Here is a 15516-nt window from a genome sequence, read left to right as displayed (position 1 = left end):
TTCCTGGAGACCTCGGGCTCGATACTACGCTTACCCGGAGGTTCTCCATGGCCATGCGAATTCAGGAGCTGCACCCCGCGGCAGTGCACTACCCGATCGCGCTACTGCCGGTCTCCATCGCTGCGGACACGCTGGGTCTGCTCACCAGGAACAGGGGGTTGCTCGAGGTGGGCCGGCTCACCATGCCGGTGGCAGCGGTCTCGGCGGCCTTTGCGGGAGTGCTCGGGCTGATTGCGCAGGAAGCCGTCCAGACGGACGAGGAGGGTGCGGCAATGCTGGCCACTCACCGTACCCTGAACCTGGGTCTGATCGGCGCCGCCGCAGCGATGGCCATCAAGCGGGTAGGACAGCGCAAGCCCCATCCGGCCTACCTCGCTGTGGGGGCGATGGGGATCGTGGCGATGATCTACAGCGCCTATCTCGGCGGCCAGATGGTGTATGACAAGGGTGTGGGCGTCCGGACGGCGGGAGGTCTTCGTGAAGAGGAGGCGCCCCCGCTCACCCACCCGAGAGAGGCCACGGTGACGTCGGCTCGCCATGTGGCGCGCGGCGCCCGCCATGCGGTGGAGGAGTCCCTGGAAGGGCAGCTGGTGCCAGCCATGCTGCCGGACCGGCGCCGTGCCGAGTCCGCTCACTGACCCTGTTCCTGACCCGGCCGCCCCGCGAGAGGATGCACAATCTCTCGCGGGGCACTATTTTCCTCCCGCGCCCCGCCGCGGCGCTTCCCTTCGAACGTATCACAGTCCGTGTCGGCAGAAAGATCACGAGCGACTCCGAGCCCCGACGATGTCCGGCTGGCGGATGGACTCGCGGGGGTGATCGACCGCGCCCTCGAGCGACATCCGCCGGGCGAGACGTTCGTGTACGGCATCCACCAGCACCTCAGTCCGGGCGCCCTGGAGCGGCTCCGGCAGCACTACCTGGAGGTCGGCTGGAGGGAAGTCGTTCTGCGTGAAGGGGCTACCGGCACGCATCTGCTGATCCTCACGCCGTAGCGAGAGAGGCGGATGCTGCCGCTGCGGGTTTGCGTCGTCGGTCCCCGATACTCTCCGGGCGCCGGTCTTTCACCGGAACTTGACACTCCGCTCGCCTGGTTCCCATGTCCAGACCATCGTTCAACATCCCGTCAGAGGAGGCGCTGTGAGCCTGCGCAGTCGGTGGGTCGCCCCGTTCCTGGCTTGCGGCTGGATGGCCGCGTGCACGTCGGCGGCCTCGAATCCGCCAGCCGATCCGGCAGTTGTCGTGCTCATCTCCATTGATCAGCTCCGGGCCGACCTCGTGAGCCGCTACGATGCTTTCTACACCGGCGGATTCAGGCGCCTCATCGACCAGGGTGCCTATTTCGAGGGAGTCCACGACCACGGCATCTCGGAGACGGCAGCGGGCCACGCTACTCTCTCCACCGGCACCGTGCCGGCGCGTACCGGGATCGTCGCCAACGACTGGCTGCAACGGGTTGGCGAGGAGTGGGTCAACGTGTACACGGTCGCTGACACGACCTCTCCGATCCTGGGGTTTCCGGAGATGGAGGGTCGATCTCCACTGAACCTGCTGCGTAGCGGGCTCGCGGAATGGATTGTGGAGGCGAACCCGGAGGCCAAGGTCGTCTCCGTGGCAGGGAAGGATCGGGTGGCGGTGTTGCTGGCGGCGCACGCCAGGGGAGAGATCTACTGGTACGAGGCGGGTAAGGCGCGCTTCGTGACCTCGTCCTACTACCGGGATGCATATCCCGAATGGGTGGACCGCTTCAACGCAGAGGTGCTGCCGACGCTGCTCGATTCGGTCTGGGACGCCACTGCATCGCCGGAAGCCCGTGCCCTCGCCCGGCCTGACACGGCCCCCTACGAGGGCGACGGCGTTCACACCTACTTCCCGCACCGCTACGACGTCGAGGGAGGCGAAAGGGGCGAGTCGTTCGCTGACTGGGTGGCGGGCACACCCTACCCGGATCGGGCGACCCTCGAGTTCGCCAAGGTGGCGGTTCGCGAGGCGGGTCTCGGGGACGACGAGATCACCGATTATCTGGCGCTGGGCTTCTCCCAGACGGACCGGATCGGCCACGATAACGGCCCCCTGAGCCAGGAGCAGCTCGAAAACCTGCTGCACCTCGACCGGGTGCTCGGCGACCTCTTCGACTTCCTCGACGAGGAGATAGGGGAGGGAAGGTGGGTAGCCGCGCTTTCCGCCGACCACGGAGCGTTGACGATGCCCGAGTGGCGCGCGGAGCACGGTGAACCTGGGAAGCGCCTGACGCGTGGGGAGCGCGAGGAGATGCTGCGCGTGGCCGAGGCTGCACTGGCGAAGGCCGCGCCGGGAGAAGAGGCGGCCGCGCAGGCGCAGGCGCTCCGCGAGCTGCCGTTCCTCCACGACGTGTACACGCGCGACGAGCTCGCCTCCGGTGAGCCCCGCGACTCCGTCGCGAGGCTGCTGCGGAACTCATTCCACCCGGAGCGCATGAAACCCGATCTCGCGCGGCGTGGCTGGATCGCGATCGGACCTCCCGGCACTTACATGTCGACGGCCCGCACCGGGAGCGGGCACGGGACGCCCTGGTTCTACGATCGCAACGTTCCCGTGATCTTCCTCGGCGCGGGAATCCAGACGGGCAGACGTAGCGAGCTGGTACGAACGGTCGACGTGGCGCCCACGCTCGCCGCTGTTGCCGGCATTGCCGCGCCCGACGATCTGGACGGGGAGGTACTGCCCGTGACGACTGCCCCCTGAGCAGGGCACCCTCCTTGCGCGCTGGAGAAGCTCGGGCGAAATCATCCTGAGCAGGCGTCCCGACCGTCCGCCCTCACGGATGGTCGGGACGCTCCATTACGCCTCCGCCTGCCTCACCAGGGAGGTCCATCAACCAGCAGTCAGAGGAGACGAGCGCATGTACCGCTGGTCCGTCGTACCACTCGCCATTCTGCTTGCCTGCGCCCCTGCCTCGCGCTCGGGTGCTCCCTCTGTTCCCACCCCGGTCGACGAAGGCCGCGCGGTAGCCGCGGCAAAAGCCCCCGAGGTGGTGCCCCCGCCCGCTTTTCGTGGGGCGATCGCCGCGGGGACGAGAACCGACACCGGGCGACCGGGGCCAAACTACTGGCAGAATTACGCCGAGTATACGATCGAGCTGCGGGTGCACCCGGACTCCCAGTTTCTCGAGGGTAGCTCGACCGTCCGCTACTACAACAACTCGCCCCACGGGCTCAACGGCCTGGTGGTCGATCTCACGCAGAACTTCCATGCACCCGGCGCCATGCGATTGGAGCCGGTGGAGGTGACCGGCGGAGTCCAGCTTCGCCGCGTTGCCGTGAACGGGCAGGAGCTCAGCGAAGCGGAGGGGCAGGGCATCTCCGGCTACCAGGTGGATGGTACCAAGCTGCTCATCGTTCCGCCGCAGCCGGTCGCTCCGAATTCGACAGTAGAGCTCGGGTTCGAGTGGGCACTACGCATCCCGCAGCAGGGGGCCGGCGGGCGGATGGGCCACAGTCGGGGCAACCTTATCCACCTGGGTTATTTCTATCCCCAGATGGCGGTGCTGGACGACGTGGTGGGCTGGCATCCCGACCAGTTCCTCGGCACCGCCGAGTTCTACGCGGGGTTCGGCAATTATCGCGTGACCATCGAGGCGCCCGCCGGGTGGCTGGTGATGGGGACCGGCCGGCTCACCAATGCGGAGGAGGTGCTTGCGCCCGAGGTGCTGGAACGCCTGCGGATTGCCGAGCAGAGCGACACCGTCGTTCACGTGGTCACGGCAGAGGACCTGGGTCAAGTCACGCGCCAGAGCTCGGGTGTACAGCGCTGGGTGTTCGAAGCGGATTCGGTGCGGGATGTGGCGTACAGCCTCACTCGTGAGTCAGTATGGGATGCGGCACGAGCTCCGGTCGGTGATCGCGACGGAGATGGGCAGACGGATTACGCGCGTGTTGACGCGATCTATCGCCAGACCGCCCCGCTCTGGGTGGAGATGGCCGAGTATGCACAGCACTCGGTGAGCTTTCTTTCCGAGTTCACGGGGATCGAGTATCCGTGGCCGCAGATGAGCGTGGTGGAGGGCGGGGGGATCATCGGCGGCGGGATGGAATTCCCCATGATCACGCTGATCGGCGAGTACACCACGGCGGGTCCCGAGGCCCTCTACAACGTGGCGGCGCACGAGATCGCGCACATGTGGGTGCCGATGATCGTGTCCAACGACGAGCGCCGGCGCGCCTGGATGGACGAGGGTACCACGAACTTCAACGAGAGTCAGGCACGCAAGGACCGCGGCGCCGAAGCCCCTGAGCTGGACGACCGCACCAGTTACCTGGATGTCGCGCGCGCGGAGCTGGAAGGCGAGATCATGCGTCGCTCGGACTATCATTATCCCGGTCCGGCGTACGGGGTCGCGACCTACGCCAAGCCGGCCACGGTGCTCGCCACGCTACGCGAGGTGTTGGGTGAGGAGGTCTTCCTCCGCGCCTACCGCGAGTACCTCCAGCGCTGGCGCTTCAAGCACCCGTACCCGTGGGATATGTGGAACACCTTCGAGGACGTCTCCGGGCGTGACCTGGACTGGTTCTGGAAGAGCTGGTATTACGGCACGGGTGTGCTGGACCAGGCGGTGGATTCGGTAGCGCAGAGCTCGGACAGTACGGAGATCGTGGTGCGCTCGCTCGGCGAGATCCCGATGCCCACCCGGCTCACCATCCAGCTCGATGACGGGTCGGTGGTGGAGAGAGAGATCCCGGTAGAGCGGTGGTTCGGAGGGGCGGATACGGTTTCGTTGACGGTGCCGGGCGCGGCCACCCGCGTCGAGATCGACGCGGAGAACGCGTTTCCGGACGTGAACCGAGCGAACAACGTCTGGGGCGGCTGACCGGCCCCACGCCGCATGTCAGAACCCCGCGAAGCGGCTCGTTATCCTGACAGTCGACACCGGCGGAAGAGGTGCTCCGCGCCGGGTGTCCGGGCGTGCCGCCTTCGCGGGGTTCGGCTGCTCTTCCGCGCCCTCTTTCTGGTCGGCGCCAGCGTGTTGTCGGCTGCCACGGCGGCGGCGTACGCTGGGGCGCAGGAGACGGGAGCGATTGCGGGGCGAGTGGTCGACGCTGCGACGTTGCAGCCTTTACCGGGGGCCGTCGTGCGCCTCCGCCCGGTCGAGGATGGCGGGGCCGGGCGGGCGGGCTGGGCGACTGCCGCGGATTCCGCGGGGGAGTATCGCTTTCCGGCGGTCCCGGCCGGATCGTATCAGCTGCGGATCAGCCGGCTGGGGTACCTACCCGCTCACATCCAGGTGGAGTTGCGCGGTGAAGCGCTCACCCGGATTTCCGCCGGGCTGGAGGTCGAACCCGTCAAGCTCGCGCCGCTCGAGGTGCGCTCCCGAGGTACACCCCCCTTCCTGCGTAAGACCGCCATCATCGATTCGGCAGGCTCGGGGCGCCTCCTCCTCTCGCCGCTACGCGGTCCGGAGCATCTCGTTCTCGATATTCGATCGCTGACGCAGGATGAGCTCGTCGAGGCGGTGACCCTCGCGGAGACCGATCTCTTTCGGGCGCTACAGCGCACCCCGGGCGTGACCACGCGGGACGACTTCACCGCCACGCTGTGGACGCGCGGAGCATCCTGGGACCAGACGCGCGTCTTCCTGGACGGGATGCCGCTCTACAATCCGACCCATGCCGGGTGGCTCTTCTCCGCGGTCAACCCGGACGCGCTCGGCGAGGCGGTGTTCTACCCCGGGCCGCGCCCCGCCCGGTTCGGGGAGGGAGCGGCGGCGGTGCTCGACCTGCACGCCCGGAGCGGGGCAGACGAATTGGAAGAAGGGGTGCAGGGGCGCGGGGAGTTGTCCCTGGCCAGCGCCCGTCTCGCGTTGAGCGGGGCCGCGCCCGATGGGGCTTTGAACTGGATGGTGGCTGGCCGGCGAACCTACGTCGACCTGCTCACCCGCATGGCCGGCGCCGCCACCGCGCAGGAGGACCTCTACATCCCGTACGACTTCTCCGACGTCGTCGCCAGGGTCGATGGGAAGCTGGGAGGATTCGATTACGCGGCCACGGGGATCGTCGAGCGCGACCATCTGCGCGGCGGAATCCCCGGAATCCTCCAGGCGAACCGCGGACGGTGGGGGAACCAATCGGGTCGTGCGACGGTTGGGGTGCCGCTCGGACCGCTGAGGCTGGGCCTGAGCATCGGCCAGACGCGCTTCCGCGCCTCGATCCTCCGCGATGAGCGTGTCAGACTGCGTGGGGACGAGCCGACCCTGCCACCCCTGGAGAGCACCATCCGTCATCGGACTCTGCGCGCGGAGCTCTCGCCACGGGGGGAGTCGCCGGGGTGGGTGGTAGGCTTCGAAGTCGTCCGCGACACGGTGGGTTACGAGGGCCCCTTCTCGCTCCTGGGCGATCTGGCGGTGGTGCTACCGCGGGACAGCACGCCGGTCAACAACCTGACCCTGGGCAGTAGCCTCCGCTATCGAGCGTTGTGGGCGGAGAAACGCCTGGCGTTTGGTCCGCTGGCGTTGGAGACGGGTCTGCGGGTCGAATCCGGCGACCCGGTCCTGAACGGAGGGGATGTGCGGCTGGGGCCGCGGCTGGCGACGAGCCTGGAGGTAGGCGCGAGTACGCAGCTCTCGGCGGGCTGGTCCCGAACGTGGCAATACACGCAGGACATCGCTCCCGTGGCGGGGCCGCTCGGGCCACAGCTGCACCTGACGCACCTCTGGGTCCTGGCCCAGACGGCGGGGTACGCGGCCGTCCGCTCGGACGTAGTGAGTGCCGGAGTGGAGCGGTGGCTCCATGGTAACTGGATCGTGGGCGTCAACGCCTATCGTCGCTGGGCCGCAGGGGTGGAGGTGCCGAACCCGGACAGCGGACGGGTGGTGCCCGACCGGGACCCCTCGGTGCAGGCCAGCAACGACGCCTACGGCTTCGAGCTGCTGCTCCGGCAGCAGAACGAGCGATGGTCCGGCTCGCTGGGCTACACGCTCGGCTTCTCCACCATGCGGGCCGAGGTGTTCGAACCGGACACCGCTCGCTTCGAGTTCCCGGCTCCGGCCGACGTGCGGCACGCGCTCGACGCGATGCTCTTTGCCAACGTGGGGAACGGCGTACGTCTGGGGGGAGCGTTTACCTACGGATCCGGGGTGCCGTTCACGCGCCTCATCCTGCCGGACGAGGGCGAGGACCCGCCGGTCGTACGGTTGGGAGAGGCGAATGCGATGCGAACGCCGGCGTACGCGAGTCTCGATCTCGTGGCCGAGATCACTCGCACGGTGGGCACATGGGATGTTACCGCCTACGCCCAGCTCCGCAACGCTCTCGGGCGGAACAACGCGGTGACTTACGCCGGCAGCACGGGGTGCGCTGCGACGCGCGGCATGGAAGGGGAGTGCGGGGATGGGGTGATCGATCGCTTCGAGCCCGGAATTCCGCGGCTCCCTCTCGTGGGCGTACGCTTCACCTTCTGAAGCGCGTGAATGTCGAGTCGATCTTCGAGGCCCAGTACGACGGCCTCTATCGCTATCTGGCGAACCTCACGGGCGACCCCGACCTCGCGGCCGATGTTGCCCAGGAATGCTTCATCCGCCTGGTCGAGCGACGGCCCGCCGAGCACCAACTCCGCGCCTGGCTCTTCCGGGTGGCAACGAACCTGGTCCGGGACGACTCTCGTGTCAGCCGCCGACGGCGAGAGCTGCTGGACGAGTCCGCGGAGCTGCTCGTGGCAACCTCGCACCCTCCGGATCCGGAACGCGCGCTGGAGCTCGCAGAACGGCGGGCCCTGGTGCACCGGGCGCTGGATGCGCTGAGCCTCCGCGATCGCACGCTGCTCCTGATGCGGGAAGAAGGCTTTACCCACAGGGAGATTGCCGAGGCGGTAGGAACCACCACGAAGTCGGTCGGAAGCATGATCGCACGCGCCCTCAACAAGCTCGCCCGGGAACTCTCCAGATCCGAGGTCGACTTATGACGGCAACCAGACGTTCACGCCACCCGTCGCTCGGGGATCTCGTCCGGCGACTGGATGGCGAGCTCGACGAGGCGACTTCGGAACGCATGGAGCGCCATCTGCTCGGGTGCCCCGGCTGTCGCGCACGCCTTGCCGAGGTGGAAGGCCACTCGCGCGAGGTCACGCGGTATCTCCGCTCTTTGCGGACCGCGACACCACCTTCGGCGGTGGAGCGGGCCAGGGCGCGCAGCGCCCTGCGCGCGGCCGAGACGCGTCACCAGTCGGCCGTTCGGGCGCGCCGCACGTGGGCGGTCGCCGCGGCCATCAGCGGCGTGATGGTGATCACGCTCTCCGTCGACGCGGTGCGCGCCCGCGTGGTCGGCGTCCTCCCCTTCGACCTCGGGGTTGGGAGGGCAGCGCCGGCAGCGGTGCCGGTCCTGCCTCCCGCCGTGATCGGGCCAGGCGGCTCGGTGGTGTCGTTCCCGGCTTCGGGGGAGACCTTCCGGCTCTCGCTGCAGTCGCGTCAGGTGGCAGGGCAGCTGCTGATCCAGGTCCTTCCGCTGGATCGCGCCACGGCACAGATCACCAACGGCAACGGGGAGAGTCTGATGGTCCTGCCCGGGGGGATGCTGATCGAGAATGCCGAGGAGTCCCGCGCGAGCTACCGTCTCACCCTGCCGCCGACGATTCGGAGAATGGATGTGTCGATCGGGACTGAAAGGACGCAGTCGGTGACAGTGCCGGCAGCGGCCGACGATTGGCGCGTCGTACTGCCGCTGAACGAATAGACAACACCAGGATTACGTCGGAACCGCGGCCTCGAGGTGGGAAGCAAAAGCGGGGGATCGGAAGATGACTTCCGATCCCCCGCTGCTTTACCCAGCGACCCGTGCCGGCGATCGTGGATCGCTGCGTAAAGGATGGGATCTCGGCGAGCCCGCTTCACCACTCCGCGACACGGGGCAACGAGACCGACGTTCGGCTCAGGAGACTGCCCAGAATCCTTCGAGCGCCGCCCCGTCCGGGCTCTCCCGGAGCTTCTCGAACGCCCGGTTGCGAATCTGGCGAATGCGCTCGCGAGTGACCCCGAGCAGCATTCCGATCTCTTCCAGCGTCCGCTCCTCACCCTCGTCCAGACCATAGTAGAGGTAGAGGATCTTCCGCTCGCGCTCCGTCAGGTACTTCTCGAACATCTTCTCCAGGAACTCACGGCGCGCCTGAAACTCGACCTCTTCCTCGATCTCCTCCGCCTCGGAGCCCGCGAACCGCTCCCCGAAGGAGGATGAATCGCGATCGCCCCGGTCGAGCGGGGCGTCCAGTGAGAGCTCGCTGGCCGCCACCCGGCGCAGGGCACGGATCGTCTCCACCGGCTCCGCCATCTCGTCCGCAATCTCCTGGTCCGTCGGAGTGCGGCCGAGCGTCTGGGTCAGCGCGGTCTCCGTGCGCGAAAGGCGCACGAGGTTAGAGTTCTGATTCAACGGGATGCGCACCGAGCGGGTCTGCTCGGCCAGCGCTTGAAGGACCGTCTGGCGGATCCACCAGACAGCGTAGGAGATGAACTTGACCCCCTTCTCGGGGTCGAACTTCTTGACGGCTTTGAGCAGCCCCTCGTTGCCGATGCAGACCAGCTCGGCCAACCCCAGACCCCGCCCCTGGTACTTCTTCACATAAGAGATGACGAATCGCAGATTCGCCGTTACCAGTCTCTCCGCTGCTGCCTTGTCACCGGCCCGCGCCTTCCGTGCCAGTCTTCGTTCCTCTTCCGGATCATCGATCAGGGGGTACTTCTCGACGTCGTGCAGGTACTGGTCAAAGGAATCGAGGGCTCGGGAGCTGAAGAACATAGTTCGGCTCGTTCGAATGGGAAAACAACAGGGGCAGCGAGCCTCGTCGGTTTGCGACGCTCACCGCCCCTGCGGTCACACGTACGGATTCTCTGCCCCGGAAAGATAGGTCATAACCCGCACAATATATTGCTGCAGGCACGGGAAGTCAAACCTCTAGGGGGAATAATTATCCGCTCGTCCGACCGATTTGGGATTAGTAGTCTCGAATCGGAGGGAAGTTCCCGCAGCGCGAAATTTAGCTTTTGCCGAGCACGAGCGAGGCGTTGATCCCGCCGAAGCCGAAGGAATTGGAGATCGCGTACCGGATCTCCCGGGTTTGGCCTTCGCCGGTCACGTGGGGGAGGTCACACGCGGGGTCGGGGCTCTCGAGGTTGAGCGTGGGAGGGATCCAGCTGCGCTGGATGGCGAGAGCGGTGATGGCGGCCTCGATCGCGCCGCTGGCACCGAGGGCGTGACCGTAGTAGCCCTTGGTTCCGCTCACGGCGGCGCGGTCGGTCTGCTCGCCCAGCACTTCGCGGATGACGTGGCTCTCGGTAGGGTCGTTGAGGGGGGTGGAGGAGGCGTGAGCGTTGACGTAGTCGATCTGGTGCGGCTGGACTCCGGCTGCGGTCAGCGCGAGGCGCATCGCGCGGGCGGCTTCCCGTCCGTCGGGACGGGGTGCGGTCATGTGGTGGGCATCGTTGGTGTTGCCGTAGCCGAGCAGCTCCGCGTAGATGCGCGCGCCGCGCGCCAGCGCATGCGAGCGCTCTTCGAGCAGCAGGACCGCCGCGCCTTCGCCCATGACGAACCCGTCCCGCTCGGCGTCGAAGGGGCGGCTCGCCCGCTCCGGATCGTCGTTGCGGGTAGACATCGCGCGGATGATGGCGAATGCCCCATAGCAGAGTGGAGCCAGGGGGGCCTCGATCCCGCCCGCCAGGGCCAGATCCGCGCTGCCGTCACGCACATACCGCCACGCCTCGCCGATCGCGATCGCCCCCGACGCACAGCTCATCGCGTTGGTCGAATTCGGGCCCGTGAAACCGAACTCGATCGCCACGTTGCACGAGGCGGAGCCGCAGAAGACGGTGAGTGCGAGCATGGTTTCCACCGCCTTGACTCCGTCCCGGTGGAAGCGCAGGAGCTGGTCCTCGCCGAAGCTCATCCCTCCGAGCGCCGATCCCATCTGCACCGCCACCCGTTCCCCCCGCAGCTCGGTCGGATCGAGCCCGGCGTCCTGCAGGGCCATCCGCGAAGATGCCACCGCGAGCTGGGCGAACCGGTCGAGGCGGCGAGCCCTGGAGCGCTCCATGTAATCGAGCGGATCGAAGTCGTCGATCTGCGCCGCGATGTGACTGCGAAACGGGCTGGGGTCGAAGCGATCGATCTTCCTCACCGCCGATCGACGACGACGCAGCCCCTCCCACAGACCTTCGGGGCCCGATCCGATCGGGGTGACGCAACCGATTCCCGTGACCACCACGCGGCGGGCGGCGCCCGTCTGGTCGCCGCCCTCGTCGTGTATCCCCGCCCGATGGGGTGCGATCATGCAACTCTCTCCTGCTCGCGTGACTTCTCGACCTGCCGGCGAATCCCGTTCAGGGTGCGCCCGGCGATATGATGGATGAAGACCGGACCGATGATGGCGTCGGCGATCATCCGGCGTACGAAGCGGGGCAGCGGCCACTGCGGCCCCTCGGCCCAGTCGTGTACGATGCGGATCCGCGTTCTTCCGCCCGCCAGCGCATGGAAGGTCCATTCCACGTCCATGCCGGTGGTGACCCCGGCCACGTGGCGGTAGCGCACCGCGGGGCGGGCCTCGTCGACATTCATCTCGGACACCCACCAGACCGGATAGCGGAGGGGGCCAAAATCCCTGCGCGCCGCCATCTCGACACGTCCGGTGCCGAAGCCGCGCTTCTCGTGGAATCGCACCCAGCGGTAGTGGGGGAGGATTTCAGGCCAGCGCTCTACGTCGGCGCCGGCCCGAAAACAGGCCTCCACCGTCCCTTGAACGTCGATCTCGTCTATCGTGTGCATCGCGGACACGCCTCCCGACAGGGAAGAGCCATGCCGATCAGCGGGGGATGAAGTCGGACCCGGCGTCGAGCGAGATAACGAACTCTGCCAGCAGGCGTGCAGCCGCCTCGAGGTCAGCGAGCGAGACCATCTCGTTGGGCGAATGCATGTATCGGTTCGGGACAGACACGACTCCCGTCGCTACGCCATCGCGGGACAGGTGAATCGCGTCCGCGTCCGTATGGGTGGCCCGGGCATTCGCCTGAATCGTGTGCGGGATGGATGCGGATCTGGCGACCTCCGCGAGCCGCTCGAAGACGAGGGGGTGGATGGCCGATCCGCGGCCGAGCACCGGGCCCCCGCCCAGCTTGTGCTCGCCGACCTGGTTCTTGTCCATCTGCGGCGAGTCGGTGGCGAAGGTCACGTCCACCACCAACGCGATTTCGGGGCGGAATCGGTGAGCGCTGGTGCGGGCGCCGCCTCCGTGATACCCGATCTCCTCCTGCGTCGTCGCCACCGCGGCCACACACGCGCCCGGTCGCGGGTCGCGTCCAGCGAGCAAGCGCAGGGCTTCGAGTACCACGAATGCCCCGATCCGGTTGTCGATAGCGCGGGAGACGATGCGATCCTCCCCGACGCGCAGCATGCGGGCGTCGAGAACGGCCGGATCGCCGACCCGTAGCCCGAGGGCGGCCGCCGCCTCGCGATTGCTCGCGCCCACGTCGATCCACAGGTCGGTGATCTTGGAGACCTTGTCCCGCTCGTCGGCCTTCATCAGGTGGATCGGCTTCTTGCCGATCACCCCCGGCACCTCCCCGTTCTGCCCCTGGAGCCGGACTCGCTGTCCCACCAGCACCTGCGAATCCCAGCCTCCGATCCCGTCGAAATAGAGGAAGCCGTCGGAATCGATGTGGGTCACGATGAGGCCGATCTCATCCACGTGACCCGCCAGCATCACCCGCGGCGAGCCTTCCGGATTGAGGATGGCGATCGAGTTGCCGCTGAGGTCGACCTCGAGCCGGTCCGCCACAGTCTCGGCCTCGGTTCGCCAGACGCGCGCCGCCGGTAGCTCGAAGCCTGAGGGTCCGGGCGCATCCAGCAGGCGGGCAAGGAAGCTCGAAGGTTCCGTATCGATCATCGCAATTTGTCGCTTCGGGTCAGCTCACTCACTCAGCGCGTCGGGGTGGCGATCTGCTCACCCGTTCACCTTGTCACCGTGTCACCTCGTCACCTCGTCACGTCGCCATGCGCCACAGGCCTTCCTCACCCCGCCCCCTCCCCATCCAGCGCGTGGCGGACGATATCCAGGAACTCGGTCATGATCCGGTGGGTGAGCCCCCAGATCACGTGCGATTCGTAGGCGATCGCCGGAAAGCGGAGCTCCTCGCCCTCCGCCAGGGCATGGAGATACTCTGTCGCTGACCCCGGGGCCGTCAGCGTTCGCAGAGGAATCCAGAAGGCATCCGCGACCTCGTGGTTGAGAACGAGGTCGACCCCGGAGGTCACGGCAAAGACGAACGGAGCCACGACCACTGAGGGAGCCCCGGATCGTGGCCAGACGGGATCGAGAGGGCCCAGGAATCGCCCATCGTGCGCCAGGCGGATCCCCACCTCCTCCGCTGTCTCCCGCTCCGCGGTTGCGCGCGCCGAATCGTCCTCCGGCGACTGTCTCCCTCCCGGGAAGGCCAGGTGACCCGACCAGGGATCCCCCGCTCGCGTGGCTCGTTTGATGACGAGCAGCTCGAGGTCGGAAGGGGCGGGTCGCACAACGAGTGCCACGCTCGCCCGCGCTACTTGGTCCGTGGTAGGCTCGGATCCGGCGGCGCTCCGCGCCTGGGGGGGCGCTTCACGGGTCGCGAGCGCCGTCGCAAGGGCTTCGATCCTGGGGTCGTCCAATGGGGTATGCAATGCACTCAGAGCTGCGGCGGAGTTTCGGCGAGCGCTTTCGAGAACCGTGCCCGGGAAGAAGGCCCGTGTGACAGAGGCGTGCCGACGACGGTGCAGCCACCTTGCGGCGGTGGGAGTCGAGGGTTACAGCTACTCCGCCCGCAGAGCCGTCTTTCACATACACTTCGAGGCATGGTCAGTCTAGCCGACGTGGAGGCCGCGAGAACCCGCCTGGAGGGGCGGATCCTGCTGACCTCTCTCACGCAGTCGGAGTCGTTCCGGGATCTCATCCCGGCCCGCCCCTGGTTCAAGTTCGAGAATCTGCAGCGCACCGGCTCCTTCAAGGAGCGAGGGGCGCTCAATCGCATGCTGCTCCTCAGTCCGGAGGAGCGTGCTCGCGGGGTCATCGCGGCCAGCGCCGGCAATCACGCCCAGGGCGTCGCCTACCACGCCGCCCAGCTCGGCATTGACGCGACCATCGTCATGCCCGAGCGCACGCCTCTCATCAAGGTCTCGAATACAGAACGTCTGGGAGCGCGAGTCGTGCTCCATGGACACAGCTACGACGAGGCGCAGGAGGAGACCCTTCGTCTGGTCGACAGTGAAGGGCAGATCCTCATCCACCCGTTCGACGACCCGGCGGTGATCGCGGGGCAGGGGACGATCGCGCTGGAGGTGCTGGACCAGTTTCCGGGCATCGACGTGGTGGTGGTGGCGCTGGGGGGCGGCGGCCTGATCTCGGGGATGGCGGTGGCGCTGAAGGAGCTGGCTCCGCATGTGCGCGTCATCGGCGTGGAGGCGGAGACCCTTCCGGCCGCGATCCGCGCGCTCGAGGCGGGTCGGCTGGTGACGATCCCCCCGGGGGAGACGATCGCTGACGGTATCGCGGTGCGGCGGATCGGCAACCTTACCTTCCCGCTCATCGAGAAGTACGTCGACGACGTGGTCTGCGTCTCCGAGGAGGAGATCGCGAGCTCGGTGCTGCTCCTGCTGGAGCGCGAGAAGACGGTGGTGGAGCCCGCGGCAGCGGCGACACTCGCGGCGGTCGCCTTCGGCAAGGTGAAGGGTATCGAAGGCAAGGACGTGGCGATGATCCTCAGCGGCGGCAATATCGACGTCAATTTGCTGTCCCGGATCATCGATCGCGGGCTCATCAACGACGGCCGCCTCGCGCAGATGGAGGTCACAGTGCTGGACCGACCGGGGGCTCTGGCGGCGCTCACGGCGCTGGTGGCGCGGCAGGGGGCGAATATCCTTCGTCTCGACCACCGACGTGGAACGGCGGCGCTGCGGATCACGGAGGCGGAGGTGGATCTCACCCTCGAAACCCGGGGGCGGAGTCACGTGGACGAGCTGGCTGCCGCGCTGCGCACCGCCGGCTACCGGGTCCGCCGGCACTGACGGGGATGAGCATGGAGCCGTCACGCAAGGGCCGGCGCACCGAGCCCACTCCCCGGGAGCGGATCTTCGAGCGGGACCGGTACCGCTGCGTCTATTGCGGCGGAGTCTTCCCGGCCGAGGAGCTGAGCGTCGACCACGTGGAGCCGAGGATGCGCGGCGGCGATCGCTCCGGGGGAAACCTCGTCACCGCCTGCCGCGCCTGTAACCAGCGTAAGGGGTCGCAGCCGGCCTGGGCGTTTCTGGCCGACGATCCGGTGGCGCGAGGAAATTTCCTTCGCCATGCTACCTCGGTATGGCCGCGCCTGCGACGCGCCGTAGTGGAGGCTGCACAGAAGCGCAAGCGATGAGGTTCAACCCCGGGAGCTTCCGATCCGAAGCTCCTCATCATGGAGTCCGGATCGCCTCGCGGGGACCCCTTCTCCATCTCCCTACCCACCTGTAGGGAAACCTCCCTAACGTGGTTTCTGGTCGGATC

Annotated in this window: 14 protein-coding genes; 9 read left to right on the top strand and 5 right to left on the bottom strand. The window is 67.5% G+C overall.

Annotated elements, in window-relative coordinates:
• The first annotated feature begins 47 nt into the window (after positions 1-47).
• The 7 genes from VF167_14185 to VF167_14155 all read left to right on the top strand — a co-directional run bounded on the left by VF167_14185 (position 48) and on the right by VF167_14155 (position 8699).
• Complete coding sequence (locus tag VF167_14185; GenBank protein HEX6926566.1) at positions 48-638, top strand: DUF2231 domain-containing protein; 591 nt, start codon at positions 48-50, stop codon at positions 636-638.
• Between the two features lie 108 nt (positions 639-746).
• On the top strand, positions 747-995 hold the full coding sequence (locus tag VF167_14180) for a hypothetical protein (protein HEX6926565.1): 249 nt from the start codon (positions 747-749) through the stop codon (positions 993-995).
• Positions 996-1140: 145 nt separating this feature from the next.
• Positions 1141-2724 carry an alkaline phosphatase family protein gene (locus tag VF167_14175; protein ID HEX6926564.1) on the top strand — a complete coding sequence of 528 codons (1584 nt, stop codon included), beginning with the start codon at positions 1141-1143 and terminating at the stop codon, positions 2722-2724.
• Positions 2725-2881: 157 nt separating this feature from the next.
• Positions 2882-4846, top strand: coding sequence for a M1 family metallopeptidase (locus tag VF167_14170; GenBank protein HEX6926563.1), 1965 nt, complete (start codon positions 2882-2884; stop codon positions 4844-4846).
• 15 nt (positions 4847-4861) lie between these two features.
• Positions 4862-7432, top strand: coding sequence for a carboxypeptidase regulatory-like domain-containing protein (locus tag VF167_14165; GenBank protein HEX6926562.1), 2571 nt, complete (start codon positions 4862-4864; stop codon positions 7430-7432).
• Positions 7433-7437: 5 nt separating this feature from the next.
• On the top strand, positions 7438-7932 hold the full coding sequence (locus VF167_14160) for a sigma-70 family RNA polymerase sigma factor (protein HEX6926561.1): 495 nt from the start codon (positions 7438-7440) through the stop codon (positions 7930-7932).
• On the top strand, positions 7929-8699 hold the full coding sequence (locus VF167_14155) for a zf-HC2 domain-containing protein (GenBank protein ID HEX6926560.1): 771 nt from the start codon (positions 7929-7931) through the stop codon (positions 8697-8699). The genes VF167_14160 and VF167_14155 overlap by 4 nt, the downstream gene beginning before the upstream one ends.
• Before the next feature lie 195 nt (positions 8700-8894).
• Here VF167_14155 and VF167_14150 read toward each other — a convergent pair whose 3' ends face one another.
• The 5 genes from VF167_14150 to VF167_14130 form a co-directional block, all read right to left on the bottom strand.
• Complete coding sequence (locus VF167_14150) at positions 8895-9755, bottom strand: RNA polymerase sigma factor RpoD/SigA (GenBank protein ID HEX6926559.1); 861 nt, start codon at positions 9753-9755, stop codon at positions 8895-8897.
• A gap of 238 nt (positions 9756-9993) precedes the next feature.
• Positions 9994-11283 carry a beta-ketoacyl-ACP synthase II gene (fabF, locus tag VF167_14145; protein ID HEX6926558.1) on the bottom strand — a complete coding sequence of 430 codons (1290 nt, stop codon included), beginning with the start codon at positions 11281-11283 and terminating at the stop codon, positions 9994-9996.
• Positions 11280-11774: an SRPBCC family protein gene (locus VF167_14140; protein ID HEX6926557.1), complete on the bottom strand. Its 495-nt coding sequence runs from the start codon at positions 11772-11774 to the stop codon at positions 11280-11282. Before VF167_14140 ends, fabF begins: the two co-directional genes overlap by 4 nt.
• A 37-nt stretch (positions 11775-11811) precedes the next feature.
• Entirely contained in the window at positions 11812-12891 is a 1080-nt protein-coding gene (locus tag VF167_14135; GenBank protein ID HEX6926556.1) for a M42 family metallopeptidase, read from the bottom strand.
• Positions 12892-13016: 125 nt separating this feature from the next.
• The gene (locus VF167_14130; GenBank protein HEX6926555.1) at positions 13017-13532 is read right to left on the bottom strand and encodes a CoA pyrophosphatase; all 516 of its coding nucleotides are present in this window, start codon (positions 13530-13532) and stop codon (positions 13017-13019) included.
• Between the two features lie 300 nt (positions 13533-13832).
• Here VF167_14130 and ilvA point away from each other — a divergent pair, with 300 nt between their 5' ends.
• Both ilvA and VF167_14120 read left to right on the top strand, forming a co-directional pair.
• Entirely contained in the window at positions 13833-15041 is a 1209-nt protein-coding gene (gene ilvA / locus VF167_14125; GenBank protein HEX6926554.1) for a threonine ammonia-lyase, read from the top strand.
• A gap of 11 nt (positions 15042-15052) precedes the next feature.
• Entirely contained in the window at positions 15053-15388 is a 336-nt protein-coding gene (locus VF167_14120) for an HNH endonuclease (GenBank protein ID HEX6926553.1), read from the top strand.
• The last annotated feature ends 128 nt before the right edge of the window (positions 15389-15516 follow it).

The organism is Longimicrobiaceae bacterium (genome assembly GCA_036375715.1).
In the GTDB taxonomy this organism is placed as follows: Bacteria; Gemmatimonadota; Gemmatimonadetes; order Longimicrobiales; family Longimicrobiaceae; genus DASVBS01.
The sequence above is the reverse complement of the archived record's forward strand: the minus strand, read 5'-3'. Positions and strand labels throughout refer to the sequence as shown.